This window comes from Amycolatopsis speibonae, from assembly GCF_042647925.1.
Lineage (GTDB): Bacteria > Actinomycetota > Actinomycetes > Mycobacteriales > Pseudonocardiaceae > Amycolatopsis > Amycolatopsis speibonae.
The window spans coordinates 63,429-85,635 of record NZ_JBHRWK010000019.1 but is presented as its reverse complement, the minus strand read 5'-3'; the positions used below and the strand labels follow the sequence as shown (position 1 = coordinate 85,635).

20 protein-coding genes and 4 tRNA genes are annotated in these 22,207 nt (G+C 67.9%); 14 read left to right on the top strand and 10 right to left on the bottom strand.

The genetic code is table 11. The annotated features are described in order from the left end of the window. Positions 1 to 689: 689 nt before the first annotated feature. The 4 genes from ACFOSH_RS14365 to ACFOSH_RS14350 form a co-directional block, all read right to left on the bottom strand. Positions 690 to 1,679, bottom strand: coding sequence for an LLM class F420-dependent oxidoreductase (locus ACFOSH_RS14365; protein WP_378239342.1), 990 nt, complete (start codon positions 1,677 to 1,679; stop codon positions 690 to 692). A 225-nt stretch (positions 1,680 to 1,904) separates the two neighbouring features. After that, entirely contained in the window at positions 1,905 to 2,672 is a 768-nt protein-coding gene (locus ACFOSH_RS14360) for a hypothetical protein (RefSeq protein WP_378239341.1), read from the bottom strand. A gap of 422 nt (positions 2,673 to 3,094) precedes the next feature. After that, entirely contained in the window at positions 3,095 to 3,226 is a 132-nt protein-coding gene (locus tag ACFOSH_RS14355) for a hypothetical protein (protein WP_378239340.1), read from the bottom strand. Positions 3,227 to 3,543: 317 nt separating this feature from the next. Continuing rightward, positions 3,544 to 4,047 (bottom strand): hypothetical protein, encoded by a 504-nt coding sequence (locus ACFOSH_RS14350; protein WP_378239339.1) that lies wholly within the window; start codon positions 4,045 to 4,047, stop codon positions 3,544 to 3,546. A 656-nt stretch (positions 4,048 to 4,703) separates the two neighbouring features. Between ACFOSH_RS14350 and ACFOSH_RS14345 the strand changes: the two genes are divergently transcribed. Next, complete coding sequence (locus ACFOSH_RS14345) at positions 4,704 to 5,081, top strand: hypothetical protein (protein ID WP_378239338.1); 378 nt, start codon at positions 4,704 to 4,706, stop codon at positions 5,079 to 5,081. Between the two features lie 14 nt (positions 5,082 to 5,095). Here ACFOSH_RS14345 and ACFOSH_RS14340 read toward each other — a convergent pair. From ACFOSH_RS14340 to ACFOSH_RS14325, 4 genes are all read right to left on the bottom strand, one after another. Next, positions 5,096 to 5,170, bottom strand: a tRNA-Val gene (locus tag ACFOSH_RS14340). 1 nt (position 5,171) lies between these two features. Further along, positions 5,172 to 5,242 (bottom strand) — tRNA-Cys (locus ACFOSH_RS14335). Positions 5,243 to 5,267: 25 nt separating this feature from the next. Further along, a tRNA-Gly gene (locus ACFOSH_RS14330) sits at positions 5,268 to 5,340 on the bottom strand. A 134-nt stretch (positions 5,341 to 5,474) separates the two neighbouring features. After that, complete coding sequence (locus tag ACFOSH_RS14325; protein ID WP_005159130.1) at positions 5,475 to 5,900, bottom strand: SsgA family sporulation/cell division regulator; 426 nt, start codon at positions 5,898 to 5,900, stop codon at positions 5,475 to 5,477. 399 nt (positions 5,901 to 6,299) lie between these two features. Here ACFOSH_RS14325 and ACFOSH_RS14320 point away from each other — a divergent pair. The 5 genes from ACFOSH_RS14320 to ACFOSH_RS14300 all read left to right on the top strand — a co-directional run bounded on the left by ACFOSH_RS14320 (position 6,300) and on the right by ACFOSH_RS14300 (position 12,294). Continuing rightward, a tRNA-Val gene (locus ACFOSH_RS14320) sits at positions 6,300 to 6,371 on the top strand. Positions 6,372 to 7,264: 893 nt separating this feature from the next. Beyond that, a complete protein-coding gene (locus ACFOSH_RS14315; protein ID WP_378239337.1) occupies positions 7,265 to 8,791 on the top strand; it encodes a sugar transferase in 1,527 nt (508 codons plus the stop codon). Between the two features lie 156 nt (positions 8,792 to 8,947). Beyond that, complete coding sequence (locus ACFOSH_RS14310; protein ID WP_378239336.1) at positions 8,948 to 9,562, top strand: malonic semialdehyde reductase; 615 nt, start codon at positions 8,948 to 8,950, stop codon at positions 9,560 to 9,562. Positions 9,563 to 9,742: 180 nt separating this feature from the next. Then, positions 9,743 to 11,761: a threonine--tRNA ligase gene (gene thrS, locus ACFOSH_RS14305; RefSeq protein WP_378239335.1), complete on the top strand. Its 2,019-nt coding sequence runs from the start codon at positions 9,743 to 9,745 to the stop codon at positions 11,759 to 11,761. After that, the gene (locus ACFOSH_RS14300) at positions 11,758 to 12,294 is read left to right on the top strand and encodes an HIT family protein (RefSeq protein ID WP_378239333.1); all 537 of its coding nucleotides are present in this window, start codon (positions 11,758 to 11,760) and stop codon (positions 12,292 to 12,294) included. Before thrS ends, ACFOSH_RS14300 begins: the two co-directional genes overlap by 4 nt. Before the next feature lie 173 nt (positions 12,295 to 12,467). On the opposite strand, the gene ACFOSH_RS14295 is transcribed toward ACFOSH_RS14300, so the two are convergent. Continuing rightward, complete coding sequence (locus tag ACFOSH_RS14295) at positions 12,468 to 13,010, bottom strand: YceI family protein (protein WP_378239332.1); 543 nt, start codon at positions 13,008 to 13,010, stop codon at positions 12,468 to 12,470. A 117-nt stretch (positions 13,011 to 13,127) separates the two neighbouring features. Between ACFOSH_RS14295 and ACFOSH_RS14290 the strand changes: the two genes are divergently transcribed. The 6 genes from ACFOSH_RS14290 (at position 13,128) to ACFOSH_RS14265 (ending at position 17,447) form a co-directional block, all read left to right on the top strand. Next, a complete protein-coding gene (locus tag ACFOSH_RS14290) occupies positions 13,128 to 13,670 on the top strand; it encodes a MarR family winged helix-turn-helix transcriptional regulator (protein WP_378239331.1) in 543 nt (180 codons plus the stop codon). A gap of 102 nt (positions 13,671 to 13,772) precedes the next feature. Beyond that, positions 13,773 to 14,414, top strand: a complete 642-nt coding sequence (gene pgsA, locus ACFOSH_RS14285; RefSeq protein WP_378239330.1) for a phosphatidylinositol phosphate synthase — start codon at positions 13,773 to 13,775, stop codon at positions 14,412 to 14,414. After that, positions 14,411 to 15,328: a phosphatidylinositol mannoside acyltransferase gene (locus tag ACFOSH_RS14280; RefSeq protein ID WP_378239329.1), complete on the top strand. Its 918-nt coding sequence runs from the start codon at positions 14,411 to 14,413 to the stop codon at positions 15,326 to 15,328. The genes pgsA and ACFOSH_RS14280 overlap by 4 nt, the downstream gene beginning before the upstream one ends. A gap of 23 nt (positions 15,329 to 15,351) precedes the next feature. Continuing rightward, positions 15,352 to 16,497 carry a glycosyltransferase family 4 protein gene (locus ACFOSH_RS14275; RefSeq protein ID WP_378239344.1) on the top strand — a complete coding sequence of 382 codons (1,146 nt, stop codon included), beginning with the start codon at positions 15,352 to 15,354 and terminating at the stop codon, positions 16,495 to 16,497. Further along, positions 16,494 to 16,976, top strand: coding sequence for an NUDIX hydrolase (locus tag ACFOSH_RS14270; protein WP_378239327.1), 483 nt, complete (start codon positions 16,494 to 16,496; stop codon positions 16,974 to 16,976). Before ACFOSH_RS14275 ends, ACFOSH_RS14270 begins: the two co-directional genes overlap by 4 nt. Before the next feature lie 12 nt (positions 16,977 to 16,988). Beyond that, positions 16,989 to 17,447, top strand: coding sequence for an XdhC family protein (locus ACFOSH_RS14265; protein WP_378239326.1), 459 nt, complete (start codon positions 16,989 to 16,991; stop codon positions 17,445 to 17,447). On the opposite strand, the gene ACFOSH_RS14260 is transcribed toward ACFOSH_RS14265, so the two are convergent. Next, positions 17,444 to 19,552 carry an elongation factor G-like protein EF-G2 gene (locus tag ACFOSH_RS14260; RefSeq protein WP_378239325.1) on the bottom strand — a complete coding sequence of 703 codons (2,109 nt, stop codon included), beginning with the start codon at positions 19,550 to 19,552 and terminating at the stop codon, positions 17,444 to 17,446. The genes ACFOSH_RS14265 and ACFOSH_RS14260 overlap by 4 nt on opposite strands. Positions 19,553 to 19,727: 175 nt before the next feature. On the opposite strand from ACFOSH_RS14260, the gene ACFOSH_RS14255 reads away from it, so the two are divergent. Continuing rightward, positions 19,728 to 21,197 (top strand): FAD-binding oxidoreductase, encoded by a 1,470-nt coding sequence (locus ACFOSH_RS14255; protein WP_378239324.1) that lies wholly within the window; start codon positions 19,728 to 19,730, stop codon positions 21,195 to 21,197. A 92-nt stretch (positions 21,198 to 21,289) separates the two neighbouring features. Then, positions 21,290 to 22,204, top strand: a complete 915-nt coding sequence (pdxS, locus tag ACFOSH_RS14250) for a pyridoxal 5'-phosphate synthase lyase subunit PdxS (protein ID WP_378239323.1) — start codon at positions 21,290 to 21,292, stop codon at positions 22,202 to 22,204. Positions 22,205 to 22,207 lie beyond the last annotated feature (3 nt).

Sequence of the window (22,207 nt, the reverse complement as noted above, 5' to 3'; positions counted from 1 at the left end):
GTACAGGCTGTTGCGGTGCACGCCGAGGTGGGTGACGAGGTCGTCGATGGACACCCCGTCGTACGCGCGGCCACCGAACAATCCCACGGCGGCGCGCACCACCTCGTCCTCGTCGAACGCCCTTGGCCTGCCCATGCCACGACGATAGACTTTTGGGGAACGATCAGTCAAGAACGATCGTTCCTCAAAAATCGGGCGCGCAGGAAGTGGCGCGACCCGGACCCGAGACACTCGGCCACGACGACATCGCCGCGATCATCACCGAGGTCACCGGCCGGCCCGTCGTCCACCGCCGTCTGTCCTGCGAGCAGATGCGCGATCGCCTCACAGCGGAGGTGCCGGCGGAGTTCGCCGCCATGCTGGCAGGACGATCAGCAGTTCTGGTTCGAGACCCCTGCGTAATCTCGGCCTGGTCGTCTACTGAGGCTCGGACGTCGGTGAAGTCGTCGCAACCGCCTCCGGCGACTACGACGCCTGGCTGTCCGCGGCCGCATTGGCTCGGCACCAGCGCTCCTCAACGCCGGAGTGGGTTCGCGCCGAGGTCGCCCAGCCACGGCGGATGGTGTCCTAGGCCGCCGGGGGGCGGAGCACCTGGGCCCGAGTAAGGCCTCGGGCCGAGGGCGATCCGCCCGAATCGCCAGGAATCACCTGGATCGCGAAGCCCGTCGAGCAGGGTCACCAGACACGGTCTAGGTGTTCATCGCCGGGACGACATGTTTTGCGAAGAGGTCGATGCTGGAGCGGTCGTAGGCGGCTTCGGGGAAGTTGAAGATCGCGTAGGTCATGCCGAGTGTTTCCAGCTTGGCCAGTCGCTCGGCGACCTGCTCGGGTGTGCCGATGCCCGCCCCGGCGGTGAAGATCGAGTACGCGCGCTCGGCCGCCTCCGGGGACGCGTGCTTCGCGTAGTGGTCCTTGAGCCAGGCCAGTTTGTCCTGGACCTCTTTCTCGGTCTCGGCGATGACGCCGTTGAGGTTGGCCGAGCGCACGATCGCGCCGAAGTCCGTGCCGACGTCCTCGCAGTGCCCGGCCAGGATCTCCGACTTCCGGGTGAAGGTCTCGATGTCGGCGGCGAAGTTGGTGTACTTCGCGAATCGCGCGGCGATCCGCAGGGTCTTCTTCTCGCCGCCGCCGGCGATCCACAGGGGGATCCCGCCGTCCTGCAGCGGTAGTGGGCGCAGGATCGCGCCGTCGGTGCGGTAGTGCTCGCCGGCTAGTGTGGACTTTCCGGTGGTCCACAGGTCTCGCATGATCTGGACGCCTTCGTCGAGCCGGGCGAGCCGTTCGCCGGCGCTCGGGAAGCCGTAGCCGTAAGCCCGCCACTCGTGCTCGTACCAGCCGGCGCCGATACCCATCTCGACGCGCCCGCCGGAGATGATGTCGGTGGTCGCGGCGACCTTCGCCAGGTACGCCGGGTTGCGGTAGCCGATGCAGGTGCACATCTGCCCGAGCCGGATGGTCTCGGTGGCCGCGGCGAAGGCCGACATCAGTGACCACGCCTCGTGGGTGGCCTCCTCGGTCGGCTCCGGCACCGTGTGGAAGTGGTCGTAGACCCAGATCGATTCGAAGGGCCCGGCCTCCGCGTGTTTCGCGATGCCGAGCATGGTTTTCCAGTGGTCCACAGGTTCGATGCCGGTCAGGTCCAGCCGCCAGCCCTGCGGGACGAAGAGTCCGAAGCGCATGATGTTCACCCTAGCCCGCGGGCTCCTCCGTGCCGCGTGTTTTCCGGGGTTTCCAGCCGGACGAACTCCAGCACCCGGCCGTCCGGCCACAGCTCCAGTACGCCCAGCTCCTGGACCACCCGTACAGGTCGGCGGGGAGCTGGTGGCTATCGCAACAGAACAAGGCGTCAGGTCGATCGGATCGGCGTGCCGACGATTTCCGTCATCGCCCTTGTGTGCACTCGGTCATGTTTTTATCAGTGCGATCACCAAAGCCGTGATGGTCGCGACCAGAGGCGCGCCGATCGCAATAGCAGTGGTTATGTAGTAACGCTTTCTGACGACCTCCTCCTTTCGGAACTCGTCCAGCGTCAACGGCACCACAAGGGTGAAATCGCGAACCCTCGCGGGCTCAGTGAACCACCGATGGAAAAACCAGGCGAAGAGGGCCAGGAAGAGTATGCAGGTCCCAGCAGAGACGTAACCCGCTGCTGTGTGCTCACTGGGCGGCGAGACGAAAATCGAAACCATCTGGAGAAGCCCCAGGAACACCAGCACGATCTGTCGCTTCCAAGTTGACTTCTTCCTGCGCCCTAGCACGGTGCGCGGCGGGAGCCCCACGAATTGCCGAGTCCTGGCCCAGTCTTCCACCATGAGCACGAGCGGCAGGACACCGACCGCCGCGGCCTCGTTGATCCTTAACAGGACCACGAGATCATCGTTCGTGAGATCCGATGCGGTCCGCCCGGCCCATCGCGTGCTCGACGGATCGTTCATCACCGTGATGGAAAGATTCCGCAAGTCAGTGTCGGAGACCGCTCGCAGATCGTCTGGTGATTCGATCACCCTTCCGGCGTGAAGCACGATGTACTCCGGCTTGTACGTCTTGCGCAATTTGGCCAGCAGAACTTCAAGATCGCTGATGGTCACCCGCAGCCTGCCCAGCGCGGAATACGTCTCCCCGACCGGGGCGCCACCCGAGGACCGCTTCGCCTTCTCCTGCACGAACCTCATCCAACAGCGTCCCGAACCTGAGAGCCAGTCGGTAGGCGGCGAGTTCGCTGAACAGGCTCACGCACGCTGCGAAGCTGCGCTGATCGTCCCATTCGGCCGCCGAGCGGCTGTCGCGCGCGCGACGGGTCGTGCGGCGTGGGCGAAGTCGAGGATCGATTGGGTCACCAGGCGGCCCATGCGGTGCCGTGGGTCTCGGTGCCTGTGGCGGCGCACTGAAGCGTCGGGGTCGTCAGGCGATCACCGAGCACACCGAACCGATCGCGTGGATCGCGGCGAGAAGGCGGGCTCGGCGAGTCCGGCCAGGCCCGTCACTGACCAACCCGAGCAGGCCACAGCGCGCCGATCGATCACTCGTGCAAGCCAGATCACCCTGGTCGCGCGGCCTCAGCCTTGCGACCAGGGTGGGAGAACGACAGCGGTGGTCAACGCCGTCGGCGCTTCCGCATCTTGAAGGCCATCACGCCCGCCACGGCGAGGACAGCCACGGTCAGCCACGCCGCGGTTGGCACATCGAACAACAGGCCGGCGGCAGTCAGCAGGGATCCGATCAACATGAGTGGTGCTCCTTCGATGGTCACTATCGCGACGGCATAACCGTTATGACGACGCTACGAACCCCGCCCGGGTGTGTCGTCGGTTCGCGGTAGGAAACCGCGGTGGAGATTTCCCAGGCAGGTATCCACCCGATCTCCACCTCCAGCACGAGGACACCCTGTCCGGAAACCGGCTAGTGTCACGGCCGATCGCCCCAGTGACCGCACGGGGTCAGGAAGGGTGTGATGGCGAGCATGCAGGCCGCATCGGTACAGTTCGGGGCGCTGATCGTCGACTCGCGTCTGTCATGGACCACGAGCGCGGCGGGTGCCTCCTGCTACTCGCAGGCGGCAGCAACGTCTCCAACCCGACCTGGCCGGGGTCGGCCTTGTCGCCGAGTAGCGTTTTCGTCGATCGGCGCACTCCCGGCCAAGCCGGCCCGGCGGCTCGATCCGTTCGGCGCGACGGCGCACCAGCAGTGCTTCGCGCAGCTATTCGTCCCGCGACTCGAACGCAGCACGAACCTGCGCCCGGTGGTATTCGATCGTCCCCCCGACCACGCGTAGTCGGCGAAGCCGTCCGCCGGGAACCGTGCCTCGATCTCGAAGAATTTCAACAATACGGCGAACCCGAGCCGAGTCGCTCCCGTCTTGTTGCCCACCAGCGACCAGTCCTCGCCGACCAATGTCCACGACACCGCCAGCTCGTCGTCCGACCAGTCCATCCGTATGTCGCTGGATCCTAGAAGATCGCTACGACGCACAGCGATAGCCGCGAGGAAACCGCTGACCAGCAGCTTCGCATGCTCATCGCCCAGATCGCGGGGTGCCGTGCGCCGCACCGAACTACTCCTCCGACGAACCGAAACCTAGACACAGTCGGGAATGAACACTGCATGGCAAGGTGCGGTGGTCGTTACGTCGTGGATCGGCGACTGCTCAGGCGTCCAGCCGGCTGAGCCGTCGCGGGTCGGATCCGGACTCCTTGACGCTCGTGGCGACGCACGTGTTCGCGGGCGAGGAACTGGAGCGCCTGCGAGGCTTCCCGGGAGATCGGCCGGGACGAGCTGGCGAGGTTCTTCACCCTGACCCCAACGGATATCGCGTTCGTCGATCCCGGACGAAGTCGGGTCCGGCGCAACCTGTGGCTGGATTCGCGTGAGGTGGAGATGTTGTTCGGTGTGTTCGCCGAGGAGTTAGTGGACGCGGTCGGTCCGCGGCTGGAGCCGACGATGCTGGCGAAATAACGGTCCTTTCTGGACAACGTCTGCTGCCGCAGTGGTTGTCGTGGCCGTTGGCCGGGATCTTCGACTGCTAGGCCGGACCAGGACCCCGGCGGGTACGCGAAGCGTGGAGCTGCCGCCGAGTATCGCGGTCTTCTACGAAGAGCTGATCGACAGCCACAGCTTCCCGTTCGTGCTCTGCGGCGCAGAGGGAGCGCCGCTGCGGCGGTCGAACTTCCGCGACCGGTACTGGCGCCCAGCGTGGGACGGCAGTGATGCCGAAACACACGCGGTCGGCCGAAGTGGTGCAACCGATCCTGCCGACCTTCACCTTCCACAAAGGACGGCACAGCCACAGCACCCGGCTGGCCGAGGACGGCATTCCCGAAGTCGCCCGGCGGGCGCGCCTGGGTCAGAAGATGAAGGGCATCGCGAGGGGTCTACGACCACGTGACCCCGCTCATGCGCCGTCAGATCCTGCAAGCGTTCGAGACTCGCTGGTTGCACCCACGCCGTGCGAGCGGACGAAGCTGGGGGAGTGGTTCCGTCACCCGCACGCCACTTTCCGTGACGGGCAGTTGGAGACCGCTCCGAGAGCCATCGCCATTGAACGACTGAAGCCCTGCCCCTCCGAGGAGGAGCAGGGCTTCTGACCTGCGAAAACAGATGGTGCGCGATACTGGGATTGAACCAGTGACCTCTTCCGTGTCAGGGAAGCGCTCTCCCGCTGAGCTAATCGCGCGAGGTGGAGACGGGATTCGAACCCGTGTACACGGCTTTGCAGGCCGTTGCCTCGCCTCTCGGCCACTCCACCGTGACAGGCCCGAGAAGGCCTTCCGAGCGGATGACGGGATTCGAACCCGCGACCCTCACCTTGGCAAGGTGATGCGCTACCAGCTGCGCTACATCCGCACATCCTCGGTTTGGTTGAGGTCAGAACCTCGCGGTTTTGTCCCTCACCCCGTCGCCGTGGTGTGTGTGAACACTATCCGACCCCGAAAACGGCTTTGCAACCGGGGTGCCACTTGCTGTTCGCAAGCCTGTCATCAGGCCAGATCGTTGGGGATCAGGTGGGTCAGGGCGTCATCGACGTCGACCCACAGGTGCTCGTTGCCCGGGAGCACTACGTCATAGGTCCTGTCGAGGAAGTCGGCCAGCTCCTGGGCGGACGCCTCGAACATGGCGTGCCCGGAGGGCGAGTTCAGTTCGATGAGGACGGACTCGGGGTCTTCGACGGAGGGGCGGATGCGTACGTCGCCGTCGCCCGCGTCGGCCAGGAGGCCGTCGGCGAGGAGATCGCGCGCGTAGACCCACTCGACCCAGCCGGCGCGGCCGGTGCGGAAGGCGGCGACGACCGCGTAGGGGTCGCGAGTGTCGTACCGAAGTTCCACCTTGACCGGAACCGCGGGTGTCCGCGGCGCCAGGAGGTCGAACACCGCCGTCGAGCGGAGCGTCACGTGATCGTTGCGCATCGTCCTACCCTTCGTCTCCTTCCCGGCCCGGTCGAACCGAGTGGCGATGATGTGACGTTCCGGCCGGCCGATCGGAACGCGGTTTTGCCGCAGATCACCCGGATGGGGTCATCGACCCCGGGTTCCCACTCCGTCACCCCATCATCACCCGCGCGACGCGCAGCCCTACATGCGCCCTGCAGGCAGTCCACATGTACATACTGCGCGGTTTAGTCGTCACGCGATAGCACCGTCGCACGAATGTCGAAACGCGTCGCAGGCGCCCCCCGGCCAGGACAGCCCCGGCTAGCTCGTGGTTGTTCGCTCCGTATTTACTGGTGAGCGGAGTGTGGTCGGAGGGAACCACCCGTTTGCAGGCCCTCTAAAGTTGTGAGGTAGAGTCTGCCGGACACCGCGAGCGGGCGATTAGCTCAGCGGGAGAGCGCTTCGTTCACACCGAAGAGGTCGCTGGTTCGATCCCAGTATCGCCCACCGGATGAAGGCCCTGGACCATCGGTCCGGGGCCTTGATTCATTCTCGGACACGGTTGGCCGCGAGCCGTCCGGTGGCATTCGATCCCCAGGTCGGACGCGGGTTATGTGGGGGCGGTACTTCTACCGTCGCGGCCCGGCTCGCCTGCCCGGCTGAATGCACCCGGAGCGACTGGGGTGGCGGAATGCCGCCGGTTCGGAGATCTCCGAGGCCCGCCGTCGAGGCCGGTGTGGACATTCGTCAGAGATTTCGAGTCGCGTCGTCAAAACGTCATATGATCCGCCCATCGAGACGACATTGTGATCCTCGGCACGGTGTCTTCCGGCGAAAGGTCCAGACCATGGTGCTTGTGACGCAGGGCATGGGCGAGCCGCTCACCCGTCCGGCTCCGGCGACGGGGTCGCCGTGACGCTGACGTGATGTGACGAAACGCCACTCCGGTGACCGATTGACAAGGTAGATCGGCCCGCGGTGAGCCCACCTCGCGACTCCGGGTCCTCCGGGGACTTGAAATCCACAGTGGACCGGCCGGTGATCGACTTTCGCGGACCGTCCACTGTGGAGTTTTCGGGGCTGTTCGGCCGATCGTGGACGCGGTGCCCCGAGTGGCCGGGAGGGCTGCGAATTCGTGACTACTTTGAGTAGTTGTTCGGGGGATACGGTCTATTACCCATCGTCATCATCTTGTTATCAACGCGGCATTCATTTGCCGGAAGCTCGCGCAGGATGTGACTGGAAATCCTTGTAACGATGGCCGGAGAGCCGCCGATACCTTGGCGTGTGTCGCCCCATCAGCCGTTGAAGGATCTTGAGAATCGATCACTCTTCGAAATCGCTCTCATTTACTCAGCGTGTTGATCCGGCGTTCGGGAATCCCCACTCCGGGAGGTCTGATGGAAGAGTCGGTGCGGCCGTCGTCCACCGTTAACGGGACGCCGCAGCACATCGACCTTCAGTCGATCCCGCGTCCCCCGCAAAGGGATACGGGCAACGCCGCGGCAGTCGACACGACGTCGGCGCGGCCGCCATACGCGGCCTGGGAATCGCGCTACCGTGCCTGGGTCATCGGTAGTGACGTTTTCACGGCCTTCGTGCTCATCCTGATGAGCGCGTTCTTGATCGATCGATCCGATCCGCATGACATGCACGCGCTCGGTACCGCCGCGGCCTTCTTGTTCGGGCTGTCGGTCTGCCGTGCCTGGAGCCCCCGGGTGCTGGGCGAAGGCGCGGAGGAGTACCGGACTCTGGGCCGGGGCCTGGTGGCCGCCGCGGTTCTCGTCGCGCTGGGCGGCCTGCTGTTCGGCGCGCTCGCGGTGCAACCGTGGGTCTTCATCGTCGTCCCGATGATCTCTGTCTTCATGTTCCTGCAGCGGTACGCACTGAGGCAGGTGCTTCACCGGCGAAGACGGCTCGGTGAATGCCTGCTGCCGGTGCTCGCGGCGGGGAGCCCCGACACGGTCGCCGATCTCATCGCCCGCACCAAGGCCGATCCCCATGTCGGCTGGCGGGTGGAAGCCGTCTGCACGTACTCCGGCGCCGGCGCGGAGCGGGGGAGCGGTGAGGTGGAGGGCGTCCCGATCGTCGGGAAGCTCGACGACCTCGCGGGCCACGTCCGCCGTGGCGGCTACCGCGTGGTCGCCGTGACCGCCGATCAGCACTGGAACCCGAAACGCCTGCAGCGGCTCGCCTGGGACCTCGAAGGGACCTCCGCCGAGATGGTGGTCGCCCCGATGCTGATGGAGGTCGCCGGTCCCCGGTTGAACGTCTCCGGTGTGCTCGGCATGCCGCTGCTGCGGGTCAGCGCGCCGATGTTCACCGGCGGCCGCCGTCTGGTCAAGGAAGCGCTCGACCGGTTCGGTTCCGCGCTGCTCCTCACTCTCTTTTCCCCGCTGTTGCTGGCGATCGCGGTCGCGATCAAGCTCGACGACCGCGGCCCGGTGATCTACCGGCAGCGCCGCGTCGGCCGCGACGGCCACACCTTCACGATGCTGAAGTTCCGCACGATGGTCACGAACGCCGACAAGCTCAAGCAGGACCTGCAGGCGGACAACGAGGGTGCCGGACCGCTGTTCAAGATGCGCAAGGATCCTCGGGTCACGCGGGTCGGCGGCATGCTTCGCCGGTACTCCCTCGACGAACTGCCACAGTTGCTCAACGTCGTGAGCGGTCGCATGTCGCTCGTCGGCCCCCGCCCGCCGTTGCCGGAGGAGACCGCGAAGTACGCCCCCGACGCGCGCCGCCGTCTGCTGGTCAAGCCGGGGCTGACCGGGCTCTGGCAGGTCAGCGGCCGCAGCGACCTCAGCTGGGCCGAGAGCATCCGCCTCGACCTGCGCTACGTCGAGGACTGGTCCCTCGCCCTCGACCTGGTGATCCTCTGGAAGACCTTCCGGGCCGTGGTGCAGGGACGCGGGGCTTATTGATCCTTCCGCCGCATCGGCTCGACGGCCGTCGTCCTCCGGGACGACGGCCGTTCCTTGTGATCGACCGCACACGAAGGGGTAGTTGAGCGAGAAATAGTTCAGCGCTCAACTAGGTTGAGGCCAGTAACAAGACGCGTACGGAAGGAAGAACCACCCATGACCACCAGCGTTGAGCCGACCGAAGCCCTGAGCCTCCCGCAGGATGTCCAGGACCTGCTGTTCCGCGAGGCTCGCACCGCGAACAGCTTCAGCGACGAGCCGGTGACCGACGAGCAGATCCGCGCGATCTACGAGCTGGTCAAGTGGGCCCCGACGTCGATGAACAACCAGCCGCTGCGCGCACTGGTGATCCGTACCGAAGAGGGCAAGAAGCGGCTCTCCCCGCTGATGGGTGAGGGCAACCGCGCCAAGACCGACGCGGCGCCGGTGACCGTGGTGCTGGCCGCCGACACCGAGTTCCACGAGAACCTGCCGCGGACCTTCCCGCACTTCCCGGGTGCCAAGGACCTGTTCGCCGACGAGACGAGCCGGGTCGAGGTCGCCAAGCTCAACGCGCTGCTGCAGGTCGGCTACTTCATCATCGGCATCCGCGCCGCCGGGCTGGCCGCCGGCCCGATGACCGGCTTCGACGCCGACGGCATCGACAAGGAGTTCTTCGCGGACAAGCCGTGGAAGTCCCTCGTCGTGATCAACGTCGGCAAGCCGGGCGACAACCCCTGGTACGACCGCCTGCCGCGGCTGGACTTCGACGAGGTCGTCGAGACCGTCTGACCTCGTCGCTCGATACGCGAAGGCCTTCTTCCGATGGGAAGGAGGCCTTCGTGGTGTTAGGGGTAATGCGCGTGAGCCGCGCCGCACCTGACGACTAACATCACGGGAACCATCCGCTTTCACCGCGAGGAGTCCATCGTGTCCCAGCCGTCGTCAGTAGCAGCCGCAACCGCCTCGCGCGTGGTGGTACCGGCGGGCACTACGGCGGGCACGGCGGTCCGCGAAGCCGGGCTTCCGACCAAGGGGCCGGACACGATCGTCGTCGTGCGTGACGCCGAGGGGAACCTCCGCGACCTCTCTTGGGCCCCGGAGTCCGAGGTCGAGGTCGAGGCGGTCGCGGCGAACACCGACGACGGCCGCAGCGTCATCCGCCACTCGGCCGCCCACGTGCTCGCCCAGGCCGTGCAGCAGCAGTTCCCACAGGCCAAGCTCGGCATCGGCCCGCCGGTCAGGGACGGTTTCTACTACGACTTCGCCGTCGACACCCCGTTCACCCCGGAAGACCTGCAGGCGCTGGAAAAGCGCATGAAGCAGATCGTGAAGGGTGCGCAGCAGTTCTCCCGCCGCGTCTTCGACTCGGTCGACGAGGCCAAGAAGGAACTCGCGGACGAGCCGTTCAAGCTCGAACTCGTCGACCTCAAGTCCGATGTGGACACTTCCGAGGTGATGGAGGTCGGCGGCGGCGAGCTGACCATCTACGACAACCTCGACCCGCGCACCAAGGAGCGTGTGTGGAGCGACCTCTGCCGCGGTCCGCACGTGCCGACCACCAAGTTCATCCCGGCGTTCAAGCTCACCCGCGTCGCCGCCGCGTACTGGCGCGGTGACGACAAGAACCCGCAGCTGCAACGGATCTACGGCACCGCATGGGAATCCGCCGAAGCGCAGGACGTCTACCTGGAGCGCCTCGCCGAGGCCGAGCGGCGCGATCACCGCAAGCTCGGTGTCGAGCTGGACCTGTTCTCCTTCCCCGACGAGATCGGCTCCGGGCTGCCGGTGTTCCACCCCAAGGGCGGGATCATCCGGCAGGAGATGGAGAACTACTCGCGCCAGCGGCACGTCGAGGCGGGCTACGACTTCGTCTACTCGCCGCACATCACGAAGGGCGCGCTCTTCGAGACCTCCGGGCACCTCGACTGGTACCGCGACGGCATGTACCCGGCGATGCACCTCGACGCCGAGCACAACGAGGACGGTACGGTCCGCAAGCCCGGCCAGGACTACTACCTCAAGCCGATGAACTGCCCGTTCCACGACCTGATCTTCCGCTCGCGCGGGCGTTCCTATCGGGAACTGCCGCTGCGGATGTTCGAGTTCGGTTCCGTGTACCGCTACGAGAAGTCCGGCGTGATCCACGGCCTGACCCGCGTGCGCGGCATGACGCAGGACGACGCGCACATCTTCTGCACCCTGGAACAGGTCCCCGGTGAGCTGAAGTCCCTTTTGGACTTCGTGCTGAACCTGTTGCGCGACTACGGTCTCGACGACTTCTACCTCGAACTGTCCACTCGGAACGAAGAGAAGTACATCGGGTCCGAAGAGGTGTGGGCCGAGGCGACCGAGGTGCTGCGCACCGCCGCCGTGGACTCCGGCCTCGAACTGGTGCCGGACCCGGGTGGCGCGGCGTTCTACGGGCCGAAGATCTCCGTGCAGGCGAAGGACGCGCTGGGCCGCACCTGGCAGATGTCGACCATCCAGCTGGACTTCATGCTGCCCGAGAAGTTCGAGCTGGAGTACACCGCGGGCGACGGCAGCCGTCAGCGCCCGGTGATGATCCACCGCGCGCTGTTCGGCTCGATCGAGCGGTTCTTCGGCGTGCTGACCGAGCACTACGCGGGCGCGTTCCCGGCGTGGCTGTCGCCGGTCCAGGTGGTCGGGATCCCGATCACCGAGGGCCAGGTCGAGCACCTGCGTGAGGTCGAGAAGGCGTTGCGGGCCAAGGGGATCCGGGTCAACGTGGACGCGAGCGACGACCGGATGCAGAAGAAGATCCGCACCCACACCACCCAGAAGGTGCCCTTCATGCTCCTGGCGGGCGCCAAGGACGTCGAGGCGGGCGCGGTGTCGTTCCGGTTCCGCGACGGCGGCCAGATCAACAGCGTCCCGGTGGCCGACGCGGTCGAGGCGATCGCCGGCTGGGTCCAGCGCCGTGAGAACTCCTCGCCGACCGCGGAAGGCTTGGAGGCGGTACTCCGGTGACGGGCCCCGATGGCCCTGAAGTCGTCGGACAGGACGGTGTCGGGATCCCGGACGCGTTGCAGCGCCTGTGGACCCCGCATCGGCTCGCCTACGTGCAAGGGTCGAAGAGACCCGACGAGGGCTGCCCGTTCTGCCATCTCCCGGAGAAGAGCGACGAGGACGCGCTGATCCTCGCGCGGGGGAAGACGGTGTACGCGGTGCTGAACCTGTACCCGTACAACCCCGGTCACCTGATGGCCGTGCCGTACCGCCACGTGGCGGACTACACGGGTCTGACGCCGGAGGAGACCGTCGAGGTGGCGGAGTTCACCCAGCACGCGATGCGGGTGATCCGGGAGGTGTCGTCGGCGCACGGGTTCAACATCGGGATGAACCAGGGTGTGATCGCCGGCGCGGGCATCGCCGCGCACCTGCACCAGCACGTGGTGCCGAGGTGGGGTGGCGACGCGAACTTCATGCCGGTGATCGGGCACACGAAAGTGCTGCCGCAGTTGCTGGGGGAGACGCGGCAGTTGCTGGCGGACGCCTGGTAGCTCCGCTCTTGGGCACAGTCTGAAGTACGTGAAGGCCCCTTGCCTACCTTGAGAGTACGGAAGGGGGCCTTCACATCGTTACCGGAGCTTTCGGTCCAGGTGGTCGTGAGTGGCGTTTCGGGTTAGAACCCGAAACGCCACTCACGACCCACCGGGCCGAGGCCGAAAGCGGGTCAGGCGTTGAGAGCGGCCTGCAGCTCGATGTCGATCTTGACCTTCTCGGACAGGAAGGCGTTGCCCTCCGGGCCGATGCCGAATTCGCGGCGGTTCACGGTGGTGCTGGCCGAGACGCCGAGGGTGGTGGCGTTGTCGTTCGCCGGGTTGGTGCCGATGCCGTTGAACTCGGCCTCGAGCGAGACCGCGACGGTCTTTCCGCGCCAGGTGAGCTCGCCGTCGATGACGTAGTCGCCGTCGTCCTCGCGGATGCCGGTCGAGCGGAAGGTGATGACCGGGTGCTCGTCGACGTGGAAGAAGTCCTCCGACTTGAGGTGCGTGTCACGCCCGTCGACACCGCTGGCGACCGACGAAGCGTCGATCTCGACGGTGACCGAGGAGTCGAGGATGTTGTCCGCGGTGACGACCTCGCCGGTGAAGGCGGTGAAGTTGCCCCGGGACTTCGCCAGGCCGAGATGCTTCACGGTGTAGGCGATGTCGGAGTGCGCGGTGTCGATCGTCCACTTGCCTGCGACGTAGCCCGGGATCTCGGTGGTGGTCATGATTGTCGATCTCCAAAAGTCTGAGTGAGTCTGTGGCGAACCCTCGTCTGATTGAGCGCTCAACAATGACTATAGCGTAATTTGGTTGAGCGCTCAACCAGGGGTAGTATGGGCGTCATGTCCGAACCCCGATGGCTCTCCGACGAGGAGCAAAAAGTCTGGCGCGACTTCTCCGCTGCCACGCGGATGCTGCAGGCGCATCTGGAGGGCCAGCTCCAGCATGAGGCGGGCATGCCCCACACGTATTACGAGGTACTCGTCGCCCTGTCCGAGGCGCCGGGCCGCAGGCTGCGGATGAGCGAACTCGCCGACGCGCGCAAGGCGTCGCGCAGCAGGCTTTCGCACGCTGTCGCGCGGCTCGAGGCGAACGGCTGGGTGCGCCGTGAGTCCTGCCCCACCGACAAACGCGGTTCCTGGGCGGTGCTCACCGCCGACGGTTTCGCCGCACTGGAGGAGGCCGCGCCCGGGCACGTCGAGGCCGTCCGCGAGAGTCTCTTCGATCCGCTGACCCCCGAACAGGTGAAGGCACTCGGGGAGATCAGCGCCGCCGTTTTGGGCAGGCTGTCGCCGAAATGCGCCGCCGCCGAGGCGGAAATGGCGCTGCGGGAAGAGAGTCTCGCGGACCTGGAGGAGACGGCCGAACTGGCCAAAGCGGACTGACCTGAAGCCGGTCCAGGGCGGGCACGACGACGGGTGTCGGTGCGGGTGGATAGGCTTCGGGCGGCCACCCGACCCTGCTGCTTAGGTGCACCTGAAGAACCGATGCTCAACATTTTCGCGCGCGCCTCCGTTTCCCGCGTCACCGACCCGATGGGGAAGGTGCTCGTGCGCGCCGGTCTGACCCCGAACGCGATGACCGTCATCGGCACGGCCGGGGCGGTTCTCTGCGCGCTCGGGTTCTTCCCCAACGACATGCTGCTGTGGGGCACCTTCACCGTCTGGGGCTTCGCGATGCTGGACCTGCTCGACGGCGCGATGGCCCGCGCCCGCGGGTACGGCACGGCGTTCGGGGCCGTCCTCGACGCGACCTGCGACAGGCTGGTCGACGGCGCCTTGTTCGCCGCGATCGCGTGGTGGTGCTTCGTCCACGACGACAACCGCCCGGCCGCGGCCGCCGCGCTGATCTGCCTGGTGCTCGCGCAGGTCATCTCGTACGTCAAGGCCCGCGCCGAGGCCTCCGGGCTGGAAGCCGACGGCGGGCTCGTCGAGCGCGCGGAACGGCTGATCATCGCCCTCGTGGGAACCGGACTGCACGGTCTGGGCGTTCCGTACACCGTGGACATCACGCTCTGGCTCCTCGCGGTGCTTTCGGTGATCACCCTGCTGCAGCGGACAGCCGCGGTGGCCAAGGCGGCGAGGGCGGCCACGGCGGCCGGGCCACCCGCCGCGGAGGGCGGGGCATGAGCGGGTTCTCCCAGCGGCTCGGCGACTTCGGCTACGCGGCGGGCTGGCGGCTCGCGCGCTGGCTGCCGGAGTCGGCGGGAGCGGTGACCTTCGGACTGGGCGCCGACCTCGCCGTCCGGCGGGACGGCGGCGGGGTCCGCCAGCTGCGGAGCAACCTCGCCCGGGTCGTGCCGCAGGCCGACGGCGTCGAACTCGACGAGCTGACCCGCCGCGCGATGCGGTCCTACGCCCGCTATTGGCACGAGATGTTCCGGCTGCCCTCGATGGACCACAAGGAGGTCAGCCGCAAGGTCGCCCAGTCGATCACCGGGGTGGAGAACCTCGACGCGGCCCTCGCCGAGGGCAACGGCGCGGTGATGGCGCTGCCGCACAGCGGGAACTGGGACGCGGCCGGTGTCTGGCTCGCGGATTACCTCGGCGGCTTCACCACCGTGGCGGAGCGGCTGAAACCCGAATCGCTGTACCAGCGGTTCGTCTCCTATCGGGAATCGCTCGGTTTCGAGATCGTGCCGCTGACCGGCGACAGCTCCGCGATGCGCGTGCTGCTCAAACGGTTGCGGGAGAACAAGGCGATCTGCCTGGTGGGGGACAGGGACCTGACGAAGTCCGGGGTGCCGGTCAAGTTCTTCGGCGAGCAGACCCGCATGCCGGGCGGCCCGGCCCGGCTGGCCGCCACCACCGGTGCCGCGCTGATCCCGGCGGGCTGCTGGTTCACCGAGGACGGCTGGCAGATCCGGCTGCATCCGCGGATCCGGGTCACGAACCGGTCCGAGGTCCCGGCGGCCACCCAGGCGCTGGCGGACATCTTCGCCGGGGACATCGCCGCGCATCCGGCCGACTGGCACATGATGCAGAAGTTCTGGCTCTCCGACCTCGAAGCCGGGGAACAGGCCGACCTCGGCGAAGCGAGCTGAACCCGATGGCTCAGGCACGGGTCATGAAGATCGGGATCGTCTGCCCGTACTCGTTCGACGTGCCGGGCGGCGTGCAGGGACATGTCATCGATCTCGCGAAGGCGCTCCTGTCGCGCGGGCACGAAGTCTCGGTGCTCGCCCCCGCGGACGAAGACTCCGACGTCCCCGATTTCGTCGTCCCCGCCGGTAAGGCGCTCGGCATCCCGTACAACGGCTCGGTCGCGCGGCTGCAGTTCGGCCCGGTGTCCTACGCCCGGGTGCGGCGGTGGATCCGCGACGGCGACTTCGACGTCTTGCACTTGCACGAGCCCGCCGCACCGAGCCTTTCCCTGCTGGCGCTGAAGGTCGCGGACGGCCCGATCGTGGCGACCTTCCACACCGCGACGACGCGTTCGCGCACGCTCGCGGCGTTCCAGCCGGTGCTGCGCCCGCTGCTGGAGAAGATCACCGCGCGGATCGCGGTTTCGGCACTGGCCCGCCGGGTCCAGGTCGAGCACGCCGGCGGTGACGCGGTCGAGGTGCCCAACGGCGTCGACGTCGACTTCTTCTCCCGCGCCCTCCCGCTGGACGGTTACCCGCGAGCGGGTGGCACGGTCGGGTTCGTCGGGCGGTACACCGAATCCCGCAAGGGGATGGGGGTGCTGCTGGAGGCGTTGCGGCTGCTGCTGCCGGAGTTCGAGGAGCTGCGGCTGCTGGTCGTCGGCCGCGGCGACGCCGATCAGCTCCGGCGTGCGGCGGGGGCGGAGCTGGCGCCGCACATCGAGCTGCTCGGCCAGGTCGACGACGAGACGAAGGCGCGAGCGTTGCGCAGCGTCGACGTCTACTGCGCGCCGAACACGGGCGGCGAGAGTTTCGGGATGATCCTCACCGAGGCGATGGCGGCGGGCACCCCGGTGCTGGCGAGCGGCCTGGACTCGTTCCGCCGGGTCCTCGACGACGGCAAGGCCGGGATGCTGACCGAAACCGGCGACGCGGCGGCCTTGGCCGACGGATTGCGTGAGCTGCTCGGCGACCCGGCACAACGGGCGTCGCTGGCGGCGGCCGCGGGGGAGCGGGTCGCGATGTTCGACTGGTCCGTGGTCACCACCCAGGTCCTGCGGGTGTACGAGACCGCGATCGCCGCCGACCCCAGGCGGGTCGGCGCGGGCGAACGCGAGTTCAGCCGATGACGACCTGGGTGTGGATCGGCGGGCCGGCGGCCGCGATCGTGGTGCTGGGCGGACTCTTCCTGCTCGCGACGGCGAACAGGCTGGACAGGCTGCACGTCCGCACGGACGCGGGCTGGGCCGCGCTCGACGCCGCACTCGCGCGGCGGGCAGTCGTCGCGAGGGCGGCCGCCGCGATCCTGGGTGACGACGAACTACGCGGGCTGGCCGAGCGCGCCGAGCGGGCGAAGAGGCCGGATCGCGAAGCCGAGGAGAGCGAACTGACGCTGCGGCTGGCACGCGTCGACCGCGCGACCTTGCCGCCGACGCTGGCCGAGGAGCTGACCGACGCCGAGCACCGCGTCGTCATCGCGCGGAGAGTGCACAACGACGCCGTCCGTGACACTCTGCACCTGCGGCGGCGCCGGAAGGTCCGGTACTTCGGCCTCGCCGGTACCGCCCGGCTCCCGGAATACTTCGAAATCGCCGAACCCGACCTGTAGGAGGACGAAACCGTGAGCGATCGCGTTCTGGTGGCGGTGTTCGCGACGCCGGTGGCGTCGTTCCTCCTGCGCTACGGCAAGGATCTCGGGTACACGCCGGTGTTGTTCGAGCCGGACGGCGCACGGGCGACGGACGTCGAGGGCGGCTTCGAAGCCGTCACGACGGTGCCGGAACTCGGAACGGACGCCGACGTGGTCGTCACCGATCACGACCGGCCCGAACTCGGCGAGGTGCTCAAGGCCGTGCTGGATCGCCCGGCCAGGTGGGTCGGGGTGCTGGGCAATCCGCGCTACGCCGGGCCGCACGTCGCCGCGCTGAAGGCGCTGGGCGTTCCGGACGGCGAGATCGCCCGCGTGCATCGCCCGGTCGGGCTGAACATCGGCTCCCGCACACCGCCCGAGATCGCCGTCGCCACCGTGGCAGGCCTGCTGGCCGACCGGAACGGACGGCCGGGCGGCTTCGAGTTCTAGTTCGCGATCGCTCCTTCCGGCATCGGCTCGAACCGGGCGTGCCTGCGGGTGAACGTCGCCGTGCCCGAGGTCAGTGAACGCAGGTCGATCGCGTAGCGCAGGAGTTCCACGGCGGGTACCTCGGCGCGGATGACCGTGCGGCCGCCCTCGCCCGATTCGGTGCCGAGCACACGGCCGCGCCGGGACGAGAGATCACCCAGCACGGTGCCCAGATGTTCGTCCGGAAGCCGCACCGCCACTTCTTCGAGTGGTTCGAGCAACGCGATCTTGGCCGCCGCGGCGGCCTCCTTCAGCGCCAGCGCGCCCGCTGTCTGGAACGCGGCGTCCGACGAGTCGACACTGTGCGCCTTGCCGTCGACGAGGGTCACCCGGATGTCGATCAGCGGATGGCCGTCGCCGAGCCCTCGCTGAGCCTGGGCACGGACGCCCTTCTCGACACTCGGGATGAACTGGTGGGGCACCGAGCCGCCGACGACCTTGTCCACGAACTCGAAGCCCGAACCCCTCGGCAGCGGCTGGACTTCGATGTCGCAGACGGCGAACTGGCCGTGACCGCCGGACTGCTTGACGTGCCGCCCGTGCCCGCGGCCCTGTCCGGCGAAGGTCGAGCGCAGGCTGATGCGGACGGGTTCGGTGTCCACGTCGGCGCCTCCCGCGCGCAGCCGCGACAGCACGACGTCGGCGTGGGCCTCGCCCATGCACCACAGCACGAGCTGGCTGGTCTCGGCGTTGCGGTCCAGCCGGAGCGTCGGGTCGCCCGCGACGAGCCGGGAAAGGTTGCGCGCCAGGGTGTCCTCGTCGCTGCGCGTCTTCGCGATGACCGCGACCGGCAGCAGCGGTTCCGGCATCGTCCACGGTTTCATGATCAGCGGGTCCTCGGGCGAGGAGACGGTGTCGCCCGTTTCCGCCGAGCCGACCTTCGTGAGCGCGCAGAGATCACCCGCGACGCAGTACGGGACTTCGCGCAGGTTCGCGCCGAGCGGTGAGTACAGGTGCGCGACCCGCTCGTCGGCGTCGTGATCCTCGTGACCGCGCTCGGCGAGGCCGTGGCCCGAGACGTGCACCGGCCGTTCCGGGCGCAGTGTCCCGGAGAACACCCGCACCAGCGACACCCTGCCGACGTAGGAGTCGACCGCGGTCCGCACCACTTCGGCCGCCAGCGGCCCGTCGGGATCGGCGCGGAGACCGGCGTGCGGTTCGCCGGTGGGTGAGGTGACCTCCGGCGGGACGTGCTCCAGCGGCGAGGGGAAGGCGCGCACGATCCCGTCGAGGAGTTCGGCGAGCCCGACCCCGGTCGTCGCGCACACCGGGATCACCGGGTGGAAGGACCCGCGGGCGACGGCGGTTTCGAGGTCGGCGATCAGGGTGTCCTCGGGGATCTCTTCGCCGGAGAGGTACCGGTCCATCAGGGACTCGTCCTCGCTCTCGGCGATGACCCCTTCGATCAGTTCGTTGCGGGCCTCGGTCATCCGGGTGAGCTCGGCGCCGTCCGGTTCCCCGATCTCGGGCGGGAAGCCCTTCGAGTAGTCGAAGTAGCGACGCGTGATGAGGCCGACGAGCCCGTCGCGAGCGGGCAGATACAGCGGGAGGACGCCGGCGCCGAAGGCCTCCTGACAGGCCGCGATCTCGCCCGCGGGGTCGGCGCGGTGATGGTCGAGCCGGGAGACGACCACCGCCCTCGGCATCCCGACCGCCGCGCACTCCTCCCAGACCGCGACCGTGGCCGCGTCGACGCCTTCCGCGGCGCAGACCACGAACAACGCCGCGTCGGCGGCGCGGAGCCCGGCCCGGAGCTCGCCGACGAAATCGGCGTATCCGGGGGTGTCGATGAGGTTGATCTTGTGGTCCTGATGCAGCACCGGCGCGACCGAAAGGCCGACCGACCGCTGCTGCCGGACCGCGGCGGGGTCGTGGTCGCAGACCGTGGTGCCCTCCACGACCGAACCCGCCCGTGTCACCGTGCCGGAAGCGGCGAGCAGCGCTTCGGCGAGTGTCGTCTTGCCTGATCCCGACGGGCCGACGAGGACGACGTTGCGGACTTTCGCCGGGTCGTCCACAGCGACGGCGGCCCCGGAGTCTCCGTTCTTGCTCTGTTTTTCGACCATGCCGGTCTCCTCACCACACGATGCCGCGTACAGGTGTGTCCTCGATCACACACCCGCGACGCCCGTCGCGGCAAGGCGACCGGCGAGGGACCCCCCGAATGTCGACCCGGCGTTATGCTTGATGGCGGACACCCGGAGGCGAATCCGAACCGAATCCGACGGTGGGGGATGACCGATGGAGCTCGACAGGCGAACGGTGTTACGGCTCGCAGGTGCGGTCCCGGTGCTGGCGGCGGCGCCCGCGTTGCTCCCCGGGCACGGCGGCGGGGACGAGTGGGAACGGTTGCGCGCCCGGTTGTCGGGCACGCTGTTCCGGCCCGGTGAACCCGGGTACGACGAAGCCCGGCTCGGATTCTTCTCGCTGTACGACCACCGGCTGCCGGCCGGTATCGCGGTCTGTGCGAACGAGGACGACGTCCGGCGCTGTGTCGATTTCGCGGCGCGGCACCACGTGCCGATAGCGGCGCGCTCGGGCGGGCACGGCTACGCGGGTTATTCCATAGTGGACAGAGGACTCATCGTCGACCTGTCCCGGCTGAACACGATCGGGATCGTGGCGGGCGGTCGCGCGACGATCGGGGCGGGCGCGGTACTCGGCCAGGTGTACGAAGCACTGGCGGCGGCGGGTCGCGCGCTCCCGGCCGGTAGCTGCCCGCAGGTCGGCATCGCGGGCCTGACGCTCGGCGGCGGCATCGGCGTCTTGGGTCGCAAATACGGGCTGACCTGCGACAACCTGGAGTCCGTCCGCTTCGTCGGTGCGGACGGCAAACTGCGGCTCGTGTCGGCGGAAACCGCGCCGGACCTGCTGTGGGCGTTGCGCGGCGGTGGCGGCGGCAACTTCGGCATCGTCACGTCGTTCACCTTCAGGACGGCGGCCGCGCGCACGCTGACGAACTTCGCGCTGACCTTCCCGCCCGCGGTACTCGCCGACCTCGTCGCGGCGTGGCAGGAGTGGCAGCCCGCGATGCCGGACGAACTGTGGTCCGGGATGGGCCTCGGCTCCGACGCGGTGAACTGCGGCGGCTGTTTCGTGGGCCGGGCGGCGCAGCTGAATCCGCTGCTCGACGATCTCGTCCGCCGTGTCGGCACCGAGCCGCTCACCCGTGAAGTGACCGAACAGGGCCACCTCGCCACCATGCGCGCCTTCGCCGATCAGGTCGAGTTCCCCGCCGCTGTCGACCAGCGAGGGGAGTACGTGGCCACTTCGAGAATGCTGACCCATCCGGTGCCCGACCCCGACGCGCTGGCGTCGTTGCTGACGAGCGACCCTCACCTGTACTCGATCGTGGACGCGTACGGCGGCGCGATCGCGCGGATGCCTTCGAGCGAGTCGTGCTTCCCGCACCGGTCCGCGCTGGGCAGCATCCAGATCACCCGTGGCCTGGACGGCGGCGAGACGAAGGCGCGGCAGGTGATCGGCCGGGTCCGGGACGAGCTCGGCCGGGAGTACGGGCAGGCCGGATACGTCAACTACATCGACCCTGAGATGCCGGACTGGGCGAAGGCGTACTACGGAGACAGCCTGCCGCGGCTGCGGCGGGTCGCGCGGAAGTACGACCCTGACGGCCTGTTCGCCTTCGAACAGGGCCTGGCCCGCTGGATCCCTGGCTCGGGGTGCGCGCCAGATCACCCAGTGGACTGCTGAAATCGCCGCGAACTGGCCTGCTTCAGAGGTCCAAAAGCGGCCTACCCTCGGAGGCATCATCCCATCTCGCGCGTTTTCCGAAAGGTCCAGCAGTGTCTGACGACTCCACGAACACGGCCACCACCTCGCTCACCGGCACCGCCCGGGTCAAGCGCGGGATGGCGGAGATGCTCAAGGGCGGTGTGATCATGGACGTGGTCACCGCCGAGCAGGCGAAGATCGCCGAAGACGCCGGCGCCGTCGCGGTGATGGCGCTCGAGCGGGTCCCCGCCGACATCCGCGCGCAGGGCGGTGTCGCCCGGATGAGTGACCCGGATCTGATCGACGGCATCATCGAGGCCGTCTCGATCCCCGTCATGGCGAAGGCCCGCATCGGCCACTTCGTCGAGGCGCAGCTGCTGCAGGCGCTCGGCGTCGACTACATCGACGAGTCCGAGGTGCTGACGCCCGCCGACTACGAGAACCACATCGACAAGTGGGCCTTCACCGTGCCCTTCGTCTGTGGTGCGACCAACCTCGGTGAGGCGCTGCGCCGGATCAACGAGGGCGCGGCGATGATCCGCTCCAAGGGCGAGGCCGGCACCGGCGACGTCTCGAACGCGACCACGCACATGCGCAAGATCCGCGCGGAGCTGCGCCGCCTTTCCTCGCTGCCCGAGGACGAGCTTTACGTTGCGGCGAAGGAACTTCAGGCCCCGTTCGACCTCGTCAAGGAGGTCGCGGCGAAGGGCAAGCTTCCCGTCGTGCTGTTCACCGCGGGTGGCATCGCGACCCCGGCCGACGCCGCGATGATGATGCAGCTCGGTGCCGAAGGCGTGTTCGTCGGCTCCGGCATCTTCAAGTCCGGCAACCCGGCACAGCGCGCCGAGGCGATCGTCAAGGCGACCACGTTCTACGACGACCCGGACGTCATCGCGAAGGTTTCGCGCGGTCTCGGCGAAGCCATGGTCGGCATCAACGTCGACGACGTGCCCGAGCCGCACCGTCTTTCCGAGCGCGGCTGGTAAAGC